This is a genomic window from Halomonas sp. KHS3 (genome assembly GCF_000830495.1).
Taxonomy (GTDB): domain Bacteria; phylum Pseudomonadota; class Gammaproteobacteria; order Pseudomonadales; family Halomonadaceae; genus Vreelandella; species Vreelandella titanicae.
This window is the reverse complement of record NZ_JWHY01000002.1, coordinates 835,696-856,371: the sequence shown is the minus strand read 5'-3', so window position 1 is coordinate 856,371 and position 20,676 is coordinate 835,696. Positions and strand designations below refer to the sequence as shown.

23 protein-coding genes are annotated in these 20,676 nt (G+C 54.1%); 5 read left to right on the top strand and 18 right to left on the bottom strand.

Annotation, left to right across the window (positions count from 1 at the left end):
* Positions 1 to 414: 414 nt before the first annotated feature.
* Positions 415 to 843 (top strand): PRC-barrel domain-containing protein, encoded by a 429-nt coding sequence (locus tag RO22_RS06080; RefSeq protein ID WP_022520507.1) that lies wholly within the window; start codon positions 415 to 417, stop codon positions 841 to 843.
* A gap of 182 nt (positions 844 to 1,025) precedes the next feature.
* Here the strand turns inward: RO22_RS06080 and RO22_RS06075 are convergent, their stop codons facing one another.
* Positions 1,026 to 1,448 (bottom strand): OsmC family protein, encoded by a 423-nt coding sequence (locus RO22_RS06075; RefSeq protein ID WP_022520508.1) that lies wholly within the window; start codon positions 1,446 to 1,448, stop codon positions 1,026 to 1,028.
* A gap of 204 nt (positions 1,449 to 1,652) precedes the next feature.
* Here RO22_RS06075 and RO22_RS06070 point away from each other — a divergent pair, with 204 nt between their 5' ends.
* The gene (locus RO22_RS06070; RefSeq protein WP_041157851.1) at positions 1,653 to 2,558 is read left to right on the top strand and encodes a DMT family transporter; all 906 of its coding nucleotides are present in this window, start codon (positions 1,653 to 1,655) and stop codon (positions 2,556 to 2,558) included.
* On the opposite strand, the gene RO22_RS06065 is transcribed toward RO22_RS06070, so the two are convergent.
* The 6 genes from RO22_RS06065 to RO22_RS06040 all read right to left on the bottom strand — a co-directional run bounded on the left by RO22_RS06065 (position 2,512) and on the right by RO22_RS06040 (position 8,091).
* Positions 2,512 to 3,360 carry an MOSC domain-containing protein gene (locus tag RO22_RS06065; RefSeq protein WP_041158127.1) on the bottom strand — a complete coding sequence of 283 codons (849 nt, stop codon included), beginning with the start codon at positions 3,358 to 3,360 and terminating at the stop codon, positions 2,512 to 2,514. The genes RO22_RS06070 and RO22_RS06065 overlap by 47 nt on opposite strands.
* A gap of 71 nt (positions 3,361 to 3,431) precedes the next feature.
* The gene (gntR, locus tag RO22_RS06060) at positions 3,432 to 4,427 is read right to left on the bottom strand and encodes a gluconate operon transcriptional repressor GntR (RefSeq protein WP_022520511.1); all 996 of its coding nucleotides are present in this window, start codon (positions 4,425 to 4,427) and stop codon (positions 3,432 to 3,434) included.
* Positions 4,428 to 4,513: 86 nt separating this feature from the next.
* Positions 4,514 to 5,041, bottom strand: a complete 528-nt coding sequence (locus RO22_RS06055) for a gluconokinase (RefSeq protein WP_022520512.1) — start codon at positions 5,039 to 5,041, stop codon at positions 4,514 to 4,516.
* A 29-nt stretch (positions 5,042 to 5,070) separates the two neighbouring features.
* Positions 5,071 to 6,351, bottom strand: a complete 1,281-nt coding sequence (locus RO22_RS06050) for a TRAP transporter large permease (protein ID WP_009287268.1) — start codon at positions 6,349 to 6,351, stop codon at positions 5,071 to 5,073.
* 2 nt (positions 6,352 to 6,353) lie between these two features.
* A complete protein-coding gene (locus RO22_RS06045; RefSeq protein WP_009287267.1) occupies positions 6,354 to 6,947 on the bottom strand; it encodes a TRAP transporter small permease in 594 nt (197 codons plus the stop codon).
* Between the two features lie 70 nt (positions 6,948 to 7,017).
* A complete protein-coding gene (locus RO22_RS06040; RefSeq protein ID WP_009287266.1) occupies positions 7,018 to 8,091 on the bottom strand; it encodes a TRAP transporter substrate-binding protein in 1,074 nt (357 codons plus the stop codon).
* A gap of 250 nt (positions 8,092 to 8,341) precedes the next feature.
* On the opposite strand from RO22_RS06040, the gene RO22_RS06035 reads away from it, so the two are divergent.
* Together RO22_RS06035 and RO22_RS06030 are read left to right on the top strand one after the other, a co-directional pair.
* On the top strand, positions 8,342 to 8,785 hold the full coding sequence (locus RO22_RS06035) for a MarR family winged helix-turn-helix transcriptional regulator (RefSeq protein ID WP_022520513.1): 444 nt from the start codon (positions 8,342 to 8,344) through the stop codon (positions 8,783 to 8,785).
* 118 nt (positions 8,786 to 8,903) lie between these two features.
* Positions 8,904 to 9,335 (top strand): organic hydroperoxide resistance protein, encoded by a 432-nt coding sequence (locus RO22_RS06030; protein ID WP_022520514.1) that lies wholly within the window; start codon positions 8,904 to 8,906, stop codon positions 9,333 to 9,335.
* 15 nt (positions 9,336 to 9,350) lie between these two features.
* Here RO22_RS06030 and RO22_RS06025 read toward each other — a convergent pair whose 3' ends face one another.
* Entirely contained in the window at positions 9,351 to 10,046 is a 696-nt protein-coding gene (locus RO22_RS06025) for an aspartate/glutamate racemase family protein (protein ID WP_041157850.1), read from the bottom strand.
* Between the two features lie 106 nt (positions 10,047 to 10,152).
* Between RO22_RS06025 and yghU the strand changes: the two genes are divergently transcribed.
* Positions 10,153 to 11,025 (top strand): glutathione-dependent disulfide-bond oxidoreductase, encoded by an 873-nt coding sequence (gene yghU, locus RO22_RS06020; protein WP_022520516.1) that lies wholly within the window; start codon positions 10,153 to 10,155, stop codon positions 11,023 to 11,025.
* Positions 11,026 to 11,119: 94 nt separating this feature from the next.
* Here yghU and RO22_RS06015 read toward each other — a convergent pair whose 3' ends face one another.
* From RO22_RS06015 to RO22_RS05970, 10 genes are all read right to left on the bottom strand, one after another.
* Positions 11,120 to 11,443 (bottom strand): DUF6693 family protein, encoded by a 324-nt coding sequence (locus tag RO22_RS06015; protein WP_022520517.1) that lies wholly within the window; start codon positions 11,441 to 11,443, stop codon positions 11,120 to 11,122.
* Between the two features lie 78 nt (positions 11,444 to 11,521).
* Positions 11,522 to 11,851 (bottom strand): hypothetical protein, encoded by a 330-nt coding sequence (locus RO22_RS06010; protein WP_022520518.1) that lies wholly within the window; start codon positions 11,849 to 11,851, stop codon positions 11,522 to 11,524.
* 55 nt (positions 11,852 to 11,906) lie between these two features.
* Positions 11,907 to 12,896: a lipid A deacylase LpxR family protein gene (locus tag RO22_RS06005; RefSeq protein WP_041157849.1), complete on the bottom strand. Its 990-nt coding sequence runs from the start codon at positions 12,894 to 12,896 to the stop codon at positions 11,907 to 11,909.
* Positions 12,897 to 13,160: 264 nt separating this feature from the next.
* Positions 13,161 to 13,700: a YaeQ family protein gene (locus RO22_RS06000; RefSeq protein WP_041157848.1), complete on the bottom strand. Its 540-nt coding sequence runs from the start codon at positions 13,698 to 13,700 to the stop codon at positions 13,161 to 13,163.
* Between the two features lie 69 nt (positions 13,701 to 13,769).
* Positions 13,770 to 14,471 carry a glutathione S-transferase family protein gene (locus RO22_RS05995; protein ID WP_041157847.1) on the bottom strand — a complete coding sequence of 234 codons (702 nt, stop codon included), beginning with the start codon at positions 14,469 to 14,471 and terminating at the stop codon, positions 13,770 to 13,772.
* A gap of 52 nt (positions 14,472 to 14,523) precedes the next feature.
* On the bottom strand, positions 14,524 to 15,141 hold the full coding sequence (locus RO22_RS05990; RefSeq protein ID WP_022520523.1) for a LysE family translocator: 618 nt from the start codon (positions 15,139 to 15,141) through the stop codon (positions 14,524 to 14,526).
* A 100-nt stretch (positions 15,142 to 15,241) separates the two neighbouring features.
* Positions 15,242 to 16,015, bottom strand: coding sequence for an enoyl-CoA hydratase-related protein (locus tag RO22_RS05985; protein WP_027959793.1), 774 nt, complete (start codon positions 16,013 to 16,015; stop codon positions 15,242 to 15,244).
* Positions 16,016 to 16,132: 117 nt separating this feature from the next.
* Positions 16,133 to 16,981, bottom strand: coding sequence for a 3-hydroxybutyryl-CoA dehydrogenase (locus RO22_RS05980; RefSeq protein ID WP_022520525.1), 849 nt, complete (start codon positions 16,979 to 16,981; stop codon positions 16,133 to 16,135).
* Positions 16,982 to 17,020: 39 nt separating this feature from the next.
* Complete coding sequence (locus RO22_RS05975; protein WP_041157846.1) at positions 17,021 to 18,649, bottom strand: acyl-CoA synthetase; 1,629 nt, start codon at positions 18,647 to 18,649, stop codon at positions 17,021 to 17,023.
* Positions 18,650 to 18,780: 131 nt separating this feature from the next.
* Positions 18,781 to 20,568 (bottom strand): acyl-CoA dehydrogenase, encoded by a 1,788-nt coding sequence (locus RO22_RS05970; protein ID WP_022520527.1) that lies wholly within the window; start codon positions 20,566 to 20,568, stop codon positions 18,781 to 18,783.
* Between the last annotated feature and the right edge of the window lie 108 nt (positions 20,569 to 20,676).

The following is a 20,676-nucleotide window of genomic DNA, read 5'->3' as shown; positions in this document are numbered from 1 at the left end:
GGATTCTCCTTTTTATGTGACCTCACTTTTATCAAACCAAGGATAAAAAGCGAGCCATTTGGAGACGAATATGAACACTGAGCGAAGGCGGGTCAACTCGACAGACTGCCGCACGAGGCGCGGTGTAGGCCCATGAGGGCGGAACAGCAGCGGTTATGTTACTTAAAAGTTTCACTTGAAAGGTTGTATTTTTGAACACAGCGACTAACCTGATAGTCGTCTTGGCGCAGTGAAGCGCAAGATAGCGTCAATTATCCTAGTGCATTAAATAACCAGGGTAATTAACACACTTAGGAATAATAGTATCGGCGTTGCTATCGCTTATTTTAGACGAAGCCAATACCGCCACTATTGATTTATTCGGGTTGTTACGCGGAGTCGTTAAGCCCAATAAAATCGCAAGGAGCAAGCAAAATGAAAACGATCAAACCCGCTATTCTAGGTACACTCATGGTTCCGGCCTTTATGTTTGCCGCTGGCAGTGTAAATGCTGAAGAGAGTACCACCACCATGGAAGCAACTTACCTGACGGAAACGCCAGAAAACACTTTCCATGCTGACGCTTTAACCGGCAACCAAGTCAAAAGCAGCGTCGAAGATGACGAAGATATCGGCACCATCACTGATCTGGTAATCGGTGAAGACGGCCAGATCAATGCTGTTGTTGTTGGCGTTGGTGGCTTCTTAGGTATGGGCGAGAAAAACGTCGCTATTAAATGGGACTCGCTTGAGCTGACCAAAAACGAAGATGACGATGATTATGTCATCACCGTTAATGCGTCAGAAGATGCGCTAGAAGCAGCTGAAGAGTACAATCGCAACGAAGACGAAGACAACAAATAAGCACCAGTCAGTAAATAAAAGCCTTGGCAATTGCCAAGGCTTTTTTAATGCCTATAACTTAAAAAAACACCTAAGAGGCTAAAATTAGTTTAGTCAACAAAATGGCTCGCGCACACTGTTTATACGCGAGCCATCTCTATTAAAAAACTATCTTCTTATAAGCAAATCACAGTCTAAAAAATTTAGGACTTCAGTTTAGCCGTCATGCTAATATCCGCATTAAGTACTTTGGAAACTGGGCAATTCGCTTTAGCCGTTTCCGCTGCTTCCTGGAATGCGGCGTCGTCAGCGCCACTGATCTCAGCCTCCACGTCCAGGTGAATTTTCGAGATACTGAACCCAGCATCGCTTTGGGAAAGAGTCACTTTGGCGCTGGTTTCGATGGCGTCAGCGGTATAGCCTTTCTCGCCCAAAATCATTGAGAGCGCCATTGAGAAACAGCTGGCGTGCGCTGCGCCAATCAGCTCTTCGGGGTTGGTACCTTTTTCATCTTCAAAGCGCTTGCTGAAGGAGTACTTGGCATCTAAAACGCCACTTTCGGTTGAAACGGTGCCTTTACCATCCTTGAGACCACCTTCCCAACGTGCGCTAGCTTTACGATCCATGAACAACTCCTTGTGTGTGCGATTATGCATAGACATGTTATCAGACAAGGCCTAACGGCAGTTGCCGCTCGACCACCTAACCAGCGTAGCTGATTTTCTCCTGTTCTGCCGAACCCGTGCTTCAATCACTTCCATCCCCTTCTATTCGGCCTTAAGCTAGTTAGCTACCTAACTGGATCACCTCTTGAACGTTAAGGACTCGCCATGTCGTCGGCTGATGCGCTGCGCTTGATACTGCTCTCTTCGCTATGGGGCCTGTCATTTATCTTTATGCGCGTGGCCGCCCCCGAATTCGGTGCAGTGCCTTTAGTGCTGGTGCGCATGGGCATTGGCGCGCTGCTATTGATGCCGCTGCTGATCAGCCTGCACTACCTGAGACTCATCTGGCAGCATAAGGGGCCGCTGCTGTTTTTAGGGGTAGTCAATCACGTACTGCCTTTTTCACTGCTGGCACTTGCCACCACGCGCCTTGAAGCGGGCTTTACCTCGCTGATTAATGCCACCACGCCGATTTTCACTGCACTAATTGGTGCGCTATTCTTCGCTACCGCGATACAGAGCCAGCAGTACCCAGGACTTGCCTTGGCACTCCTGGGTGTTTATGTGCTCTCTGCCGATCGGCTCGATTTTGCCCTGGGCGGCGACGGCTGGTTCATTTTGGCCGTTTTAGGCGCCACGTTTTGCTACGGTATTGCGGGCAACTACTCAAAAACACGCCTTGGCCATCTACCAACCCGTGTGCTGGCCGCAGGCAGCAGCGCCATGTCGGCGCTGGTGCTGATGATTCCCGGCATATTGCTGTGGCCAAGCGAACCCATTAGCCCACTGGCGTGGGGCAATGCCTTGGCCTTGGCTGCGTTTAGCACCACGCTGGCTTTTCTGCTCTACTTTGGCTTACTCGCCAGCGCGGGCGCTACTGCCACCTCAACGGTCACTTTTCTGGTGCCGGTGAGCGCGCTGATATGGGGCTATCTGCTGCTTGGCGAAACGCTCAACCTTCAGATTATCGCCGGTATGGTGATAACCCTTATCGGCACGGCGATTGCCACTAAGCTGCTGCGCATTAAGCGTCGCGAGTCGCCGCCGCCAGTCTATCCCCCACACGAATAACGCTGCCTGCGCCTTCAAGCAGCGTGGCATTTTGGCCAAAATGCGCGCCTTTAAGGTTGGGTTGCGTATTGAGTTCAATCAAGGTTTTTAGCGGTTCAGCAGGGGCAGGCACTGCCGCCGTATGCTGATCGATGGTGGTGATTTTGCAGCGCTTACAGGGCTTACGTAACGCTAGCTGAAAGGTGCCATTTTGCTCAGTCAACGTTGCCCAGCGATCTTCCGCCCACGCCTCGTCACTCTCTACGACGATATTGGGCCGAAAGCGGTTCATGGGCACAGGAGCATGCCCGCCTGCCACTAACGCTTGATTTAGAGCGTCTAACGACCCCGTAGTGGCAACCAAAAAAGGGTAACCGTCGGAAAAGTAGGTATGCGCCGCCCCGCCATCAAGGAAATCCTCTTCAACGGCACGGGTAAACTCGGTAGCAAAGCGCACCATGCTAAACCCCTGAACCTGCTCGCCTAGGGCGGCGACCAACCAGCGCGATACTTCATCGCTCTCCGGCAGAGCTTTGCAGTGGTCATTCCACACGCTGACCAGGCGCAAATTTCCCTCTGGCTCGGCCAGCGGTACGCTCATAGGCTCGACGTTAGGATGCGACAGCACCAAGTGCTCATCGGTCAGCGCGACCTCAACGGTGGCAAGCGCCGGGAGTTGGCGCTGGGTCACAAAACGCTGCTGCGCGTCTACCAGCATCCAGCGGCGATCCCAGGCTAGCCCGTGCTCTTGCAGCTCGCTTTGAGTCACGCTGATGCCTTTTAGCGATTTGACGGGGTAAATATTGAGTTGAGTAATCTGCACGACGGCCTCGCGACAAAAGTAAAAGGCTACTTTAGTCATTTACGCCGCTAACGGCTACTTGATAACGCGCTTTATAAGGTCATCCCCACTTCAATACGATAGCCCAAATCAACCACTTTTTGGGTCTGCTTCTCACCGCGAAGCCGCGCTAATAGCTCCCCCGCAGCCGCTTCACCGATGGCCTGACGGGGGGTGACCACACTGGCTAGGCGTGGTGTCATTACATGGCCTACATCGTGGCCGTGGAAGCCCGCCAGCGCCATCTGCCCTGGTACGTCAATGCCCCGCCGCTGACACTCGAAATAGGCCCCAACCGCGACGTCATCGTTGGTGCAGAACAGACCATCCGCCGTGGAGTAGTCAGTGATCACCTGTTGCAGCAGCGCCGCTCCCACACTGTAAGAGGAGCGCTGGGCGCTCTGCAGGGTAACGGGCGTCAAGCCGTGCTCTTCCATGGCGCGGCGATAGCCCTGTTCGCGCTGGCGAGTACGCTCATCCAAGCGTACCGCCAGATATATCACCTGGCGTCGACCCCGTAAGATCATCTCGCTGACCATGTCGTAGGCAGCTTGAACGTTGTCGTAGCCCACCGCCTGCTGTAGCGGAGGGCGGTGGGTGTCCATGATTTCTACAATCGGAATACCGGCGGTTTCCAGCATTCGCAGGCTGCGCGAAGTGTGGTCACGATCTGACAGAATGATGCCGTCGACATTATAGGAGAGCAGCGATGCCAGGCTGCGCTCTTCAAGCTCTGGGCTATAGCCATAGTGAGAAAGCATCAGGTGATACCCCGCCGGCTCCGTCAGCGTTTCGATACCGAGGATAACATCAGCGAATACCTGGTTGGTAAGCGATGGTACCAGCACCCCGATAGAGTGGCTGGTCGATCTGGAAAGCAGATCCGGCGCACGGTTGGGAATATAACCAATCTGTTCGGCAATCGAGAAGATGCGTTCGCGCAGGCCTTCCGAGACCGTTTCAGGGTCACGCAGGCAGCGGCTTACCGTCATTTTGGTAGCCCCTACGTGGTCGGCAATATCCTGCAGGGTGGGACGTTTTTTCTTCAAAAAGTAACTGCCTTATTCAAGGTGTAAGCATTGAGGTCTTCCCTAAAGCTGACCCCAATGCTTATTTTTCCTTTAACTTACTTCCTTTAAATGGGCGAGCGGCTGGGCGTCGGTAGCGTGGCAGCAAATTGCGTAATGATCGCTTGGGGCGATAAGGCAATCGAGGCATTGAAGGCCTCCTCTTCACTGGGCGGTTCCAGGTCGGCCAGTTGACTGGCCAACATGGTATCGCCTTTGAAGAAGTGTCCAGCCCGGGTTTCAAGCCGTTCAAGCAGTAGCTCCCGGCTGCCCTCTAAATAGAGAATCTGCAGCGCTGGGTCGCCTTGCCGCAGCCGATCACGGTAGCGCTTTTTTAATCCGGAGCAGGCAATCACCAGTGACTCACCCCTTGCCCGATACTCGGCAAACAGCGCCGCCAAGGTGTCCAACCACTCACTCCGATCATCGTCGTTGAGCGGCTTGCCACTGGCCATTTTGGCCACATTGGCGGGTGAGTGATAGTCATCGCCATCGATAAACGTGGCACCCAGAGTCAACGCCAACTGGTGACCAATGTGCGACTTTCCGGAGCCGGACACGCCCATCACCAAAATACGATGCGAGTGGGTCTTCACTGCGGCTCTCCTATTCATTACCAAGAACCTTAATTGCCGCGCACGGCGGTAAGATCAGGCAGCCAAGTCACGATGCCAGGGAAAGCGATCAGAATTACCAGCACGACTAAGAGCGCCACATAGTAAGGCAGCATGGCTTTGACTAACGACTCCATGGAGACTTTACCCACACCACAACCTACGTAAAGGCAGGTACCTACCGGCGGGGTTAGCAGCCCAATGCCCAATACAAACGCCATCAGTACGCCAAAGTAAGCGGCATCAACACCTACCGAAGTCACGATCGGTGCCAGCATGGGCGCCATGATGACCATGGCCGGCGTTAAGTCCATTACGAAACCTACCAACAGCAGCAAAGTCGCCACAATCAGCAGCAGCATAAACGGATCTTGAGTGATCGCTTGCACTTGGCTGACCAGGGTTTGTGGCACCATATTGATGGTAAGGAACCAAGCAATAACCGTCGCAAACGCTAGCAGCATCATCACCATGCCGGTCAAACGAGCAGTGCGAATCAGCATACCGCCGAGCTCTTTGATCTTGAACTCACGGTAAACCACCAGCGAAATAGCCAGCGCATAAAGCAGTGCCGCCACGGCCGCTTCGGTGGCGGTAAATACGCCGCCAATAATACCGCCAATCACGATGACCGGCAGAACAAGTGCAAGCCAAGCATCTTTGAAGGCTTTCCAGAGACGATCCCAGCGGAACTGCTGCACGCCGCCGCCATCCTTTTTGGCAAGAATATAGGTGGTCACCATCAGCGCAAAGCCAATCAACAGCCCTGGAATGATACCGGCTATAAACAGGCGGCTAATCGAGGTTTCAGTGACGATGCCGTACAGAATCAGCGGGATGGAGGGCGGAATAATAATTCCGATCACCGACGACACGGTATTGATTGCGGTAGCATTAGCTGCGGTGTAGCCCTGCTCTTTCATAGAGGGAATCATCATCGCACCAGTAGCGGCCGTATCGGCCACCGCTGACCCACTGATGCCGCCAAAGAACATCGAACCGGTAATGGCAACCTGCCCTAGCCCGCCGCGCATAAAGCCGACCATAGCGCCAGCCAGTTCCATCAAGCGACGAGCAATACCGCCATTACTCATCACCTCACCGACTAAAATAAAGAACGGAATGGCGAGCAGCGGAAAGCTGTTCACCCCACGAATCGACTGCTCGATCATAATCGACAGCGGAATATCTGAGAGTACCGCCATGACCAGCGCCGCCACGCCTAAACCAAAGGCAATGGGCAGCCCAATAACGATAGAGACCAATAAAATGGCCAGGAAAATCCATAGCATGATTAGCGCTCCCGCTCAGAGTGGCGAATAACGTTAAGGCTGACCCACATTCGCCACACCGCTACCACCGCAATAAAGATGACACACAGCACCAGAGAAAGGCTGATAAAACTCAATGGCACATCCATAATCGCTGAGCGCCCGCTTGAACGCGACAGCACTTGGTAGCCACCCCAAATCATTACCACCATTAGGCCGGTAATAATTAGGTGCTGCAGTAAATAGAGCATGTGTGCCAAGCGCAGCGGCAAGCGCCGTACTAAGGCATCAACGGCAATGTGCTCGTAACGGGAAAACGCCGCAGCGGCCCCGATAAACACCAGCCATATAAACAGCATGCGCGCCAGCTCATCGGCCCAGGGCAGTGAGTAATTAAACAGCGCGCGCCCTACCACGTTGCAAGAAACGGACACAATCAACGCCACTAAAATAACGCCGATAAGATACTCCATACCTAAGGTTAGCCAGCGGAACAGTGCAGGGCCTTGGCGGGTATCGGTATCGATTTCCAGCAACTTGCGATTGGGGTCATCCAGATACACCGATGGATCTTCAATCGGCGTGGGGGTATTTGGGGGTGTAGAGGAGAGTGACATAGGAGCTCCAGAAGCACTGACACGTTGGGCAGGCTCGATGGCCTGCCCAACGGTGCGCTAAACGTAAGGTTTAGTTGCTGCTCTCTTCAACGATCTTTTGAATGTCGGCGATCAGGTCTTCGCCAATACGCGGCGCCCACTCTTCATAAACCGGTTGAACGGCATCTTGGAACGCGGCTAACTGCTCGTCGTCCAGGCGAGTAATTTCCATTCCTCGCTCTGCTAGCTGATCCCGAGACCAGTCATCATACTCAGCAGACAGCTGAATTTCATATTCAGCGGACTGGCGAGCGGCTTCCAGCACCAACTCTTGATACTCAGGCGCCATGCGATCCCAAGTACGCTCGGAAAGCATCATGATAAAGGGAGTATAGACGTGGCGTGTTTCAGTGCCATAGTCCTGCACTTCGTTGAAGTTAGAGGTCAGGATGGTGCTCCAGGGGTTTTCCTGACCATCAACCACGCCCTGTTCCATGGCGGAGAACAGCTCACCAAAGGCCATTGGCGTGGGGTTGGCACCTAAGGCTTCCCAAATCGCTAGGTGTACCGGGTTTTCCATGGTACGAACGCTTAAACCGCGCACATCTAGACCTGCAACGTCATCAGGACTAGCCACCGGTCGAGCGCTGTTCGAAAGCTGACGATAGCCATTTTCAGAGAAAGCGAGTGCTTTCAGACCGGTGCCTTCAAAGGCGTCCAGCATGTCCTGGGCAACATCGCTCTGCATGACCGCTACAGCGGCTTCACGACTAGGTAGCAGGAAGGGCAGATCAAAAGCGGCCAGTTCTTCAACGTAACCAGTGGTGGCCGAGCTAGAGGGATAGGTCATATCCAGCGTACCGGTTTGCAGCATTTCCATCATTTGAACGTCGTCGCCTAACTGACTGTTAGGGAAAACGTTAACCGTAATGCGGCCGTCGGTGCGCTGCTCCAGAATCTCACCAAAGTATTGGCTGGATAGGTACTGCGGAGAGCTTTCCGCCAGGCCGATCCCCATGCGCAAAGTATGCGAGCCGTGGTCGCCGACTACCTCGCCTTCAATTTCAGGCGGATCAGAGAGCTCCGGGCTTTGGGCATGGGCCATACCAAATGTCAGGGTGGTCGCGCCGACTAAGGTCAGCGTGTTGCGCCAAATAGAGGTCATAGCGTTGTCTCCAAATACTCATTGTTGTTAATGACTGGGTTGTTAATAGCTGAGTCGTTAATAGCGATGTTGTTAATGGCCGATTCAATGAACGGCAATTTGTTACCGGTAACATTGAGTATGCGAAGGCTAGCTACCCGCCTTGTGCGTGTCAAAACAAAACTGCCAACTTACGACCAACGTCTAGGGATAGCCACTAACTGCTTCCCGCGCTACATTAGGCGATGTATCTCGGATCGGAACCATACTTGTGCAACCATCTTGTAGCGAATTAGAGCTCGATCACCAACTTTGCTTTGCGCTCTATTCAACCTCGTTGATGATGACCAAAGTTTATAAACCCTTGCTCAAAAAGCTGGGACTTACTTACCCGCAATACCTGGCGATGCTAGTGCTGTGGCAAAACGATGGCATCACGGTAGGCACAATGAGTAAGCGCCTACTAACCGATCCTGGCTCACTGACGCCACTGCTCAAGCGCCTTGAAGCCGATCAGTTGTTGAATCGCAAACGCAGCCACGAAGACGAACGCGTGGTCGAGCTTTATCTCACTGAAAAAGGCAAAGCGTTGCGCGAACAGGCGTGCCATATTCCAAGCTGTGTGGTGCATGCCAGCGAGCAATCGATCGAGGCACTGACCACGCTGAAAGAGGACTTAGTGCGGCTGCGTGATAGCCTGCAAAAGAACCAATAGCCTTCGCTTTCTAGCGCAGGGCATAGAGATTTATTTACCATTTATATTGCGCGCAAAATAAAGCTGCGCTAAGTTAATAGCGCAGATTCATAATGAAAACACCGACAGGAGATACAGAATGACGACCACTATTGAAAACGTTGTTTATCGTGCCCACGCCACTGCTACTGGCGGCCGTGAAGGCCAGGCCAAATCGTCCGATGGCGCGCTGGATGTTAAACTCAGCACGCCCAAAGAGCTGGGCGGCGCAGGCGGTGATGGCACCAATCCTGAGCAGCTATTTGCTGCTGGCTACTCGGCCTGCTTTTTAGGTGCGCTTAAGCATGTCGCTGGCCAGGAGAAAGTAAAGCTTCCTCAGGATACGAAAATTGATGGCCACGTAGGTATCGGCGCCATTCCTACCGGCTTTGGCATCGAAGTCGAGCTAAAAATCAGTCTGCCCGGCCTTGAGCAAGACGTTGCCCAGCAGTTGGTCGAGAAAGCCCATGTTGTCTGCCCCTATTCCAATGCCACCCGTGGCAATATTAATGTCACCCTGACACTGGTCTAAGCGTCGTTACCTAGATTAATCATTTAGTGCCCACGCCACCGCTCTCTGGGCATGCAGAGCGGTGGTGTCGTAAAGAGGTACTGTGGTATCACGCTGGTTCACCAGCATAGCGATTTCAGTACAGCCTAAAATCACCGCCTGGGCGCCATGAGCATGCAGGGAATCAATGATGGCCAGGTAGCGCTGCCGCGATACATCTTCTACTCGACCCTGGCAGAGTTCATCAAAGATCACCCGATGAATAGTGTCGCGCTCAGACTGATCGGGCACCACGACCTCAATACCGAACTGCTTTTCCAAGCGGCCGATATAAAAGTCCTGCTCCATGGTAAAGCGCGTTCCCAATAGGCCGACACGAGTGATTCCGTCAGCGGTAAGCTGTTCAGCGGTGGCATCAGCAATATGCAGTAGCGGAATCGTAATCGCCTGCTCAATAGCGGGCGCCACTTTATGCATGGTATTGGTGGCAATCAGCAGGCAGTCGGCGCCCGCGCGCTCAACACTTTGGGCAGCGTTGCCCAGTTGTTCACCAGCGGCGTGCCAATCGCCCTGCTGTTGCAGCGCTTCAATGTCGGCAAAGTCGACGCTAACCAGCACGATCTTAGCCGAATGAAATCCGCCCAGCGCTGCTTTTACGCCCTCGTTTAGGGCTCGGTAATAGCCTTGGGTCGACTCCCAGCTCATACCGCCCAACACACCAATAACACGCATCCGTCACCTCTGAAGAAAATGAGCTACTTTATTATCAGGCTAATCACCCTCTGCCACGAATAATAGCCGCAGCATTATCGATAAACCATTTATAGCGAGGAAACGAATGAGCGACAATACCTATACACCCCCGCGTGTTTGGAAGTGGGAACCTGGCAACGGCGGTAAATTTGCCAATATCAATCGCCCAATTGCAGGCCCTACCCATGACAAAGCGCTGCCGGTAGGCAAACACCCTCTTCAGCTCTACTCCCTGGCCACGCCTAACGGTGTCAAAGTCACCGTGATGCTTGAAGAGCTGTTGGAGAAAGGCGTAGCTGGTGCCGAATACGACGCTTACCTGATCCAAATTGGCGAAGGCGATCAGTTCAGCAGTGGCTTCGTCGAGGTGAATCCCAACTCCAAAATTCCCGCCCTAATGGATCACTCTACTAATCCCCCCCAGCGGGTGTTTGAGTCTGGCGCAATCCTGCTCTATTTGGCTGAAAAATTTGGCGAGTTCTTACCCAGCGACCCGGCGAAACGCACCGAGTGTCTCTCCTGGCTGTTCTGGCAAATGGGCAGCGCACCGATGTTAGGCGGTGGCTTTGGCCACTTTTACGCTTACGCACCGGAAAAGTATCAGTACCCGATTGACCGCTACACCATGGAAGTAAAACGCCAGCTTGATGTGCTTGACCGCCACTTGGCGGAAAACCGCTTTATGGCGGGTGATGAGTACACCATTGCCGATATGGCGATTCACCCTTGGTATGGCGCACTAGTGAAAAATCGCGTTTACGAAGCGGCTGAATTCTTGGAAGCCCATACCTACAAGAACGTTCTGCGCTGGACTGAAGAGATTGATGAACGTCCCGCCGTTAAACGTGGCCGTATGGTCAACCGCTCTTTTGGCGAGCCGCACGAGCAGTTGCATGAACGTCATGATGCCAGCGACTTTGAGCTTCGCACACAAGATAAGCTGGCTGATAGCGAGTAATTAGTCACCCAAAAAAGGGCCTACGCTTGAACTCTCAGCGTAGGCCCCGGTGCAGCATCAATACTCCAAGCCGAGTTCTGTTTAACGAGAAAAACTAAACTGACTCAATCCGCGAGTTATTCAACGCGTAATTCCAAACTCGATAGAAGTAGAAAATATACCCTAAACCAAAGGTGACCAGCGAAATCAACATCCATAGGATGATATGGCCGATATTGCTGAACAGGTTGATATCGCAAACCATTTTTCGCTCGACGCCAGTGCTGGCATCAACTAGCGATGTGCGATTGATGACAAACCGCGCAAACGAATAGGGAAAGAAAAATAACGCTATGCCAAACGTGATAATACTCAACACCACCCAGACAAGTAGATGGCCAATGATATCTAAAATGGAGAGGTCGGCTTTGATCTTCACAGGTTGCCCTTAGTATGCGTGGAAAGCGGCAGAGCGTAACACCGCAAGCCCCAACCGTGAATTATAAATTAATATAAATTAGGGGAGCTGCCGTTTACTCTCCCACCACTCGGCATAGGAACTGTTATGGGGCGCCAAACCGCCTTCATCGGGGGCGTCATCATCCCACCATACCGGGCCACGCTCGCCGAGGGCTTCTTTAGCGCTTTGCACCGCGTTGCGGGCTTGGCGCAGCGCGTCTTCATCGTCTTGCTGCTGGGCTGTTCTGACCGCCCTGCGGGCTTTCATCAATGCTTTGATATGGGTTCGCTTTTCGTCTTCATCTAAACGCGGGTCAGTGCAGCGCCAAAGCCGATTTTTGGCGACAAAATAGCGTCCATCGGGAGTGTGAGGATACTTGTTAGCCATAAGCAATACTCCTTTCCCGTTGGGCGCTTCTACTCACCTCATTTCACCTAACCGTTTAGAAGCGCTTAGATAGCGTGATAGAGCCGAATTTATCCTGCTCTTCCTGGCCGTCAAATTCACGTGAGCGCTGAACTGCCGCGTAAGTGACTTGCCAATCTTCCCAGGCCAGCGCCAGCCCTGCTGATACGTCGCCTACCCACTCTTTGCGATCAACCGAGTGGCTATTTCTAAACGTATTGCCGTCAAGCGTCAGGTTTTGCGCCATGTAGTAACCGTCTACGCTGGCAAACAGGTACCACTGCCACCCCTCTTTACCGGTCATGTGGTAGCGGCTACCAGGGCTTGGCGTTAGCGTAGGAATGCTAGGCGCCTCATCACCCCAGCGAACGCTATACCCGGCGCTTGCATAGGTGTAAAGGTTGCCCAAAGCGGCGCTAACGCTGGGGCCATGGGCAAACTGCTTACCCATCAAAGGGGAGCTATACCACCACTGGCGACGCATGGCGACGTTGACGATGGCTTCATCGCCAAGCTGGTTATCCCAACCGCTGGGGCGGTCGCTTTCGGTGATGCGGTGCACTTCGCGTTGAATGCTATCGGCAAGCGACGAAGGCCCTACCAAACCAATATCCAGGTGCAGGTCAGTCGCTTGGCGCCAATTGCCCATGGGCACGTCTTCGTAAAGTGAGATACCGCCGTAAACAATCCCAGCGTAGGGACGATCATCTTCAATCAGTCCACGCTGCTCAATATTGTTTGGCGTATAAATCTGATGCACCAAACGAAAAGCTGCCATATCAGCGCTGCCAATAAGGCTGTCGGGCAAAGCGGTGGCCAAGCGTTGCGTCCAGCTTTGTGCTTCAGGCTGAAACGTCCAATTGAGCTCAAAGCCACTGGTAAAGTGGCCATCATCGCTGCTGGCCATGCCATCATTTGCGTGCTTAATCGAGAGGACACTATCGTCGGCTTGTGCCAGCGTTGACAGCAGGGTTACTACAGCCACTAGCGGTAGCAGCTGCCATCGTAGAGGGGGGGTATCTTTCATTGCTCGTTCCTTGAGATTGTCCTGGGGAGTGTTTTTTGGGGCTGTGTTTTGAGGCCACTTTTGAAGAACATCAACAAACATTGTTGATTGTATGTAATTGTGCAAAAAGATAGCAAGCATACTTTTACTGTCTTCTACAGAAAAGAGCTAAGTCACTAACATCAAAGGTTGGCTCGTAGGCCATCCCTTCTGCTGTCATTTGTTTAGATTTATTAGCGTAGTCGACTAGACGAAAGTTGGTAGGCTAATGACTTAGTTGAATCACTATCTGTCGCGCAGCAGCCACTGCGGAGTGATTTCATGTTGGCCGTTTTCATCGGTAATAAACAGCGATCCTTCGCTGATCATTACTGCCCAGTTAATCGCCCGAGGCAGGTCTTTAGCGATAATCGCTAGGGCCTCTTGTGGAAGCCCCGCCACATGCACATTTTTCAGTGATGCCACGTTGGGCAACACTTTACTCTCCCATTGATCTACCCGGCCGTAAGCAAGTAGCGACACGCGCTCTGCCCTACGTGAGCACCAGGTAATCCGCTCGGCATCGGGCAAACCCACTTCGATCCAGTGCAGTAGGCGACCGTCTAGGCTTTTCTCCCACAGTGCCGGTTCGTCTACATCGGAAAGCCCACGCCCGAAGGCCAGCGTCTCGCTGTACCACAACACATAAGCAAGCAAGCGCGCGGTCATGCGCTCTTCGGTCTCTGACGGATGGCGAGCCACGGTAAAGCGCAGCGTTTCATACACCCCGCGATCCAGATCGGTCAGATTGATATCAACTTTGTAGGGCGTTGCGCTAAGAGCCATGGAAATGTCCAAACGAAATTTGCGTCAGTGTACCCGATGCCGGGTGTCTCTGGTGAATAGTCTGACAGGTTAAGCTTTGCGGTGATCGGCCGTTACGCTGCCGTTTTTCAGCGTATCGGCCTCGTGCATGGGCTCATGCCATGGCTCTTCGAGCGCGGCTTGATACCACGCTTGCATTGCTGGCAGCGCTAGCAAGCGCTCGACATATGCCTGGGATTTTTCATGAATCGGCAGGTTGAATGTCTGCACGCGAAACGCCACAGGCGCATAAAATGCATCTACTGCTGAGAAGTGCTCACCCGCTAAAAACGGCCCGCCAAAGCGCTCAATCCCCTGCTGCCATAGCACATCCAAGCGTGCCACATCGGCCTTAAGATTGGCCGATAAGCTATTCAATTCCACCCGCATACCGCAGTTCATTGGACACTCGTCGCGCAGGGCGCTAAAGCCGCTGTGCATCTCTGCTGTGGCTGAGCGCGCCCAGGCGCGGGCGGTTTTATCACTCGGCCAAACATTAGCGTGCTGCTCGGCCAGATACTCGATAATCGCCAGGGAGTCCCACACCGCCAGCTCGCCTTCATCCGTCACATCCACCAAGCAGGGCACCAAACCTGAAGGTGAGAAGCGAATGAAGGTGGCATGGCTTGCACCCAAACCACCCTCGAACGGCATCAGGTGTTCGTTAAACGGAATCTCCAGCGCTTTCATCAGCACCCAAGGGCGCAGCGACCAAGAAGAGTAATTCTTGTTGGCAATATAGAGATCAAACATGCAGCGCTCCTTATGTGGGAAATCGAATTAGCCGATCAATTAGGCAGCCACCTTAACGTGCTGCCTGAGCCAGTGTATTACCGCCTAATCCCATTAATACGCCACCGCCAATGCGCTGAATGAGCCGAGAGGAGCCATGGGATTTTTGTAACCACTCACGCAACGGGCTGGCCAGCAGCACCACCACAACATCCGCTGATGAGAACAGCACATTAGTGGCGATACCTAGCCAGAGCAGTTGCCACGCTACCGGCATAGCGCTCTCGGGCTGCACGAATTGAGGCAGAAACGCGACAAAGAAAAGCGCGGTTTTAGGGTTGAGCACCTCCACCAAAAAACTGTCGCGAAGCACGCGTTTAGTGGTTGCCAGCGGCACCTCATCATTATGGGCACGAATGCCCTGCTGCCATAGCCTCAGTCCCATCCAGAGTAAATAAAGCCCACCGATGATTTTCATGGCGATATAAGCAGGCGGAATCGCTGCAAACAGCAGCGCCAAGCCCAATGCGGCCGCCACCACATGAACGTAGCAGCCCATATGCACACCCATGACCGCTAACCATCCTGCTCGTCGGCCACGCCCCAGGGTTTGCGCTGCGGTATACAGCATTGCAGGCCCAGGAAGATAGGCAAAACCTAGTGCGGCGAGGATGAATGCGGCCCATTGCATATTGGCGATTCTCTTGAAGGTAATGGTTAGGTTTCGAGAATAAAACGGGGGTGACGTAAGCGCCACCCCCTAAATAAGTAAAGCTGGAATGAGGCGTGGTTTAGAAGTTAGGTTTACGCTTTTCAACAAAGGCTGACATGCCCTCTTTCTGCTCGTCACCGGCAAAGCAGAAGGCGAACAAGCTAGTTTCCAGTGCCAGTGCACTATCCAGATCCTGATCCATACCATCGTGAACGGCCTGCTTGGCACCACGCACTGATTGCGGGCCGTTGCCTTTCAGTTGCTTGGTGAGCTCTTCAGCGTAGCTTTCCAGCTCCGCTTGCGGCATCACGCGATTGACTAGGCCGATACGCAGCGCCTCTTGGGCATCGATTTTGCGCCCGGTAGTCACCAGGTCAATCGCCATGGCAGGGCCAACGCGACGTGGTAGGCGCTGGGTGCCACCAAAGCCGGGGATGACGCCCAGCAGTACTTCAGGCTGGCCGAATACGGCGTTGTCACTGGCTACGGCCCAGTCGCAGGCCAGCGCCAATTCGCAGCCGCCGCCAAGGCAAAACCCGTTCACCAGCGCGACCACCGGCACGGGGAGAGTCTCTAGGCGTTTAATAGTACGCAGCGCTTGGCTGGCGAAAGCTCGCGCTTCTTCGGGCGTTTTTTCACGCATTTCAGTGATATCAGCACCCGCGACGAAAGACTTCTCGCCCGCACCGGTAATCAGCACGGCGCGCAGGTTCGGGTGAGCTTCAAGCTCTACTAAGTGCGCTTCCAGTGCGGCAAGCACTTCGCTGTTTAACGCATTCAGTGCTTTGGGACGATTGATGGTCAGACGCACCATCCCGTCGTTATCAACCTTCTCGATGACTGCTTCGCTCATGGCGGACTCCTTATTTGATTTGTTATGGAACATTAAAGTGAACACCACTCAACCCTAGCGAACGCTTGGTTGAGTGGCAATCACTTCTTTACGCCGCACTCTTCCCTTCAGTACAAGCTAATCGTAAGAGTAGAAGCCGCGCCCACTTTTACGGCCTAGGTAGCCCGCTGCGACCATGCGCTTAAGCAGTGGACAGGGGCGATATTTGGGGTCGCCAAAGCCCTCTTGCAGCACGTCCATAATCGCCAGGCACACATCCAGCCCGATTAAATCCGCCAGTGCCAGCGGCCCCATGGGGTGAGCCGCTCCTAGTTTCATAGCGTTATCAACCGCTTCCGGCGTTGCGGTGCCCTCCTGCACGATAAACGCTGCCTCATTGATCATGGGCACCAGCAGGCGATTTACCGCAAAGCCCGGCGCGTCGCCTACCGGCACAGCAGTTTTACCCAACGCTTTAGCTAGGGTTTCAATCTCGGCCACGGTAGCGTCCGAGGTTTGTTCGGCACGAATCACTTCCACCAGTTTGAGCACTGGCACTGGGTTAAAGAAGTGCATGCCCACTACGCGCTCGGGGTGATCGCACACCGCTGCCAAGCGAGTGAGCGACAGCGACGAGGTGTTGGAGGCCAGAATAGCGGTGCTGCTCAAGCGGCTTAGATCGCGAAACAACTTCTCTTTGAGTTCAGGCTGTTCGGGTGCGGCCTCGATAATAATTGCGCAGTCGCCTAGGGCACTCAGCGTGGTTGTGGTAGATAGACGGGCTAGAGCGGCGCTTTTATCCGATTCGCTGATTTTCTCCTTAGCGACCAACTTACCCAAGCCTTTATCGATGTTCGTTTTGGCACGGCCAAGCTGCTCTTCGGCCACATCGTAAAGGCACACGTTAAAGCCACTAGCAGCCACTACCTGAGCGATCCCCTGCCCCATGGTACCGGCTCCTACAACGCCAACAAGTTGGTCACTCATGCACTCTCTCCTCTATCGATTATCGCTACACTAGGGTTATCAATGGTTTTTAGCTTCTTCACGCAGTACGAACTTTTGGATCTTGCCTGTCGAGGTTTTGGGTAGCTCGCTGAAAATAACCGTTTTGGGGACTTTGTAGCCCGCCAAATGTTCGCGGCAGTGAGCGATAATGTCAGCTTCGGTGACTTCGCCGTAACCGACTTTGAGCTTCACAAAGGCACAGGGCGTTTCACCCCACTTCTCGTCGGGCTTAGCGACCACCGCGGCCTCTTCAACGGCGGGATGGCCATAAATAGCGTCCTCCACCTCGATGGTGGAGATATTTTCACCGCCAGAAATAATGATGTCCTTGGAGCGGTCTTTAATCTCGATATAGCCATCCGGATGCCAAACCGCCAGGTCGCCGGTGTGGTACCAGCCGCCCTCCAGCGCCTGCTCGGTGGCTTCCGGGTTCTTTAAATAGCCCTTCATAACGTTATTGCCGCGCATGAGTATCTCACCCATGGTTTGGCCATCCTTGGGCACTGGCTCCATGGTGAGCGGATCAGCCACGCACAGCGCTTCGAGCATGTGGTAGCGCACCCCCTGGCGGGCTTTAATTTTGGCTCGTGCTTCCAGCGGCAATTCATCCCACGCTTCCCGCCATGCGCAGACGGTTACCGGCCCGTAGACTTCCGTCAGGCCATAAACGTGGGTTACCTCAATGCCCAGCTTCTCCACCCCGGCGATCACCGAGGCAGGCGGCGCGGCACCGGCGGTGGTGACTTTGACCGGATGATCGAACTGATGCTTATCTTCCGCAGGCAGGTTCACGAGGCCATTAAGAATAATCGGCGCCCCGCTGAAGTGGGTGACCTTCTCTTCGGCAATGAGCTGCATGATCTTTTTAGGATCGACGCGGCGCAGACACACGTTTACCCCGGCGTTGGCGGCAATCGTCCATGGGAAGCACCAGCCGTTGCAGTGGAACATCGGCAGCGTCCACAGGTAGATCGGGTGGTGGGGCATCGCCCACTCCATGATATTGCTCACCGCATTGAGGTAAGCGCCGCGGTGGTGGTAGACCACGCCCTTGGGTTTGCCGGTGGTGCCAGAGGTATAGTTGAGCGAGATCGCATCCCACTCATCGGCAGGAAGCTGGTAGGCAAAGTCAGCGTCGCCCTCTTGAAGCAGCGCTTCGTACTCCACTTCCCCAATGCTCGGGGTCTCACCAAGAAACTCCACATCGGTCACATCGATGATAAGCGGCTTGTGGGGTAGCTTGGCAACCGCTTGCTGGATGACCTCAGCAAACTCGGGGTCGACCAGAATGGCTTTGGCCTCGCCATGTTCCAGCATATAGCTGATCGCCTCAGCATCCAGGCGAATATTCAGCGTATTAAGCACGCAGCCGGCCAGCGGCACGCCAAAGTGTGCTTCAAACATGGCGGGGATATTGGGCAGCATCGCCGCCACTGTCTGGCCCGGCTGAATGCCCCGCTTTTCGAGCGCCGAGGCAAGCTGGCGGCAGCGCGACCAAGTTTCGCTCCAGGTGCGTCGCGTACTGCCATGTACCACCGCCGGGTAATCGGGATAGATCGACGCCGAGCGCTCGATAAAGGTCAGCGGTGAAAGCGGCACGTGGTTGGCAACAGTTTTGGGCAAGCCTTGCTCAAAGATAGCGGTCATGGTCGGCTCCTGACTTTTGTTGATGTTTTTGAAAGCGTTCGTTTTAAGAGTTTGTTTAAAATGGTTGTTTTGATCGCTTAGAAACAGCGCCGCCGCCTCAAGAGGCGGCGGCGTGAAGCTGCAAATTAGCGTTAGTGAACCTCAAAATCGCTTAAGCACTGCATACCCGCCTCAATCACCGTGCGCTGGGCGCGGCCTACCGGCAGCCATTGAGTGATGGCAAATTCGGCGCTGCGCATCTTGGCAGTATAGAAGGGATCATCACTGCCGTTGTTAAGGGCAGCATGGGCGCTGAGAGCCGCCAGCCCCATCTGCCAAGCACACAGCACGTGGCCCGCCAAGTTCAGGAACGGCGTTGCGTAAGCCTGCACCGCATCTGCGCCGATTTCAGGGTCACTGCCTTGTTCCTGCACAATTGTCTGGGCAGCTTTCAAATCCTCAAGCCCTGCGGCCAAACTACTGCCCAACGCTGACAAAGCGGGGTCGGCATTGAGTTGCTCCACGGTGGCGGAAACGTCGTGAAGCAGCGCAGCGAGCGCTTCGCCATTGTCACGCTGGAGTTTACGTCCCGCCAAGTCGAGTGCCTGAATACCGTTGGTGCCTTCGTAAATAGGCGCAATGCGAGCATCGCGCAGTAGCTGCGCTGCTCCGGTCTCTTCCACATAGCCCATCCCACCGTGCACCTGAATCCCCATGGAGGCGATATCCACTGCCTGATCGGTAGAGAAGCTTTTGATCACTGGAATCAAAATATCCGCGCGGGCCTGGGCGGTTTGGCGGGCTTCGTTACTTTCAGCGTGGCGGGCAGTATCCAACTCGGCAGCGCAGTAGAGCGCCAGCGCACGCAGTGCATCGGTACGTGAGCGCATGGAGAGCAGCATGCGGCGCACGTCTAAATGATCGCTGATACTGCATTCAGCGCCGCCACGGGTTTTGGGAGAGCGCCCTTGGTGACGCTCCAACGCATAGGCAAAGGCGTGCTGGCAGGCACGTTCGGCCACGCCAATACCCTGAATACCGACTTTGTGACGCGCCTCGTTCATCATGGTAAACATATGATTAAGGCCACGCCCTTCTTCGCCAACAAGGTAGCCAATCGCCCCGCCGTTTTCACCAAAGCTCAGGGTGCAGGTGGGCGAGCCATGAATGCCCAGTTTGTGCTCGATAGAGGCGCAGGTGACGTCGTTGCGCTCGCCCAAGGAGCCGTCTTCATTGATCAGGAACTTGGGTACCAGAAACAGGGAAATACCTTTGTTGCCTTCCGGCGCATCGGGTTTGCGGGCTAGCACAAGATGGATAATATTTTCGGCGGCATCGTGTTCGCCCCAGGTGATATAGATCTTCTGGCCGCTGATGCGGTAATGGTCGTTTTCAGGTACCGCGCGAGTGCGTACTTGGGAGAGATCCGAGCCCGCTTGGGATTCGGTCAGGTTCATAGTGCCCGTCCAGGTGCCTTCCACCAGTTTGGGCAAGTAGGTCGCTTTGAGCGCATCGCTACCGTGATGGGCCAGCGCTTCGATAGCGCCAGCGGTCAGCATGGGGCAGAGCCCCAGCGCCATATTGGCACCGTGAAGCATCTCCTGCACCGCACTGGCAACCACTTCTGGCAGGTTCTGACCACCTAGTGCTTCTGATACACCAATACCGTTCCAGCCACCCTCGACATAAGCCTGGTAAGCCGTCGCGAAGCCTTCTGGCGTCGTCACACTGCCATCGGAGTGGCGCTTGGCCCCTTGCTGATCACCAATCTTATTAAGCGGGCCCCAAATGTCACCGGCCAGTTTTGCGGCCTCTTCGAGTACCGCCTCGACCAAGTCTGGCGTGGCCTCTTCAAAGCCCGGCAGGCTAAGCGAACGGTGCGCTAGCAGCTCTTCAAGCACAAAGCGCAAATCGCGTACCGGTGCGGCGTAAACATTCATAGCGAACCTCGGGCTGAAAATTAAACAATTGTTTGAAAGTGTACCCTTGATAGTAGTAACACTCTCTTGCCCACACCATTAGCCCAAGGTATCACCCGCTATGATTAG

Bases quoted from the DNA above. Each gene is read 5' to 3' on its own strand.
- RO22_RS06075 (WP_022520508.1), bottom strand. From the start codon at position 1,448: ATGGATCGTAAAGCTAGCGCACGTTGGGAAGGTGGTCTCAAGGATGGT.
- RO22_RS05985 (WP_027959793.1), bottom strand. From the start codon at position 16,015: ATGAGCGAAGCAGTCATCGAGAAGGTTGATAACGACGGGATGGTGCGT.
- RO22_RS06010 (WP_022520518.1), bottom strand. From the start codon at position 11,851: ATGGCTAACAAGTATCCTCACACTCCCGATGGACGCTATTTTGTCGCC.
- RO22_RS06070 (WP_041157851.1), top strand. From the start codon at position 1,653: ATGTCGTCGGCTGATGCGCTGCGCTTGATACTGCTCTCTTCGCTATGG.
- RO22_RS05980 (WP_022520525.1), bottom strand. From the start codon at position 16,981: ATGAGTGACCAACTTGTTGGCGTTGTAGGAGCCGGTACCATGGGGCAG.
- RO22_RS05995 (WP_041157847.1), bottom strand. From the start codon at position 14,471: ATGTTTGATCTCTATATTGCCAACAAGAATTACTCTTCTTGGTCGCTG.
- RO22_RS05975 (WP_041157846.1), bottom strand. From the start codon at position 18,649: ATGACCGCTATCTTTGAGCAAGGCTTGCCCAAAACTGTTGCCAACCAC.
- RO22_RS06040 (WP_009287266.1), bottom strand. From the start codon at position 8,091: ATGACCTCTATTTGGCGCAACACGCTGACCTTAGTCGGCGCGACCACC.
- yghU (WP_022520516.1), top strand. From the start codon at position 10,153: ATGAGCGACAATACCTATACACCCCCGCGTGTTTGGAAGTGGGAACCT.
- RO22_RS06045 (WP_009287267.1), bottom strand. From the start codon at position 6,947: ATGTCACTCTCCTCTACACCCCCAAATACCCCCACGCCGATTGAAGAT.
- RO22_RS06000 (WP_041157848.1), bottom strand. From the start codon at position 13,700: ATGGCTCTTAGCGCAACGCCCTACAAAGTTGATATCAATCTGACCGAT.
- RO22_RS06030 (WP_022520514.1), top strand. From the start codon at position 8,904: ATGACGACCACTATTGAAAACGTTGTTTATCGTGCCCACGCCACTGCT.
- RO22_RS06005 (WP_041157849.1), bottom strand. From the start codon at position 12,896: ATGAAAGATACCCCCCCTCTACGATGGCAGCTGCTACCGCTAGTGGCT.
- RO22_RS06080 (WP_022520507.1), top strand. From the start codon at position 415: ATGAAAACGATCAAACCCGCTATTCTAGGTACACTCATGGTTCCGGCC.
- RO22_RS06050 (WP_009287268.1), bottom strand. From the start codon at position 6,351: ATGCTATGGATTTTCCTGGCCATTTTATTGGTCTCTATCGTTATTGGG.
- RO22_RS06025 (WP_041157850.1), bottom strand. From the start codon at position 10,046: ATGCGTGTTATTGGTGTGTTGGGCGGTATGAGCTGGGAGTCGACCCAA.
- RO22_RS05970 (WP_022520527.1), bottom strand. From the start codon at position 20,568: ATGAATGTTTACGCCGCACCGGTACGCGATTTGCGCTTTGTGCTTGAA.
- RO22_RS05990 (WP_022520523.1), bottom strand. From the start codon at position 15,141: ATGCAATGGGCCGCATTCATCCTCGCCGCACTAGGTTTTGCCTATCTT.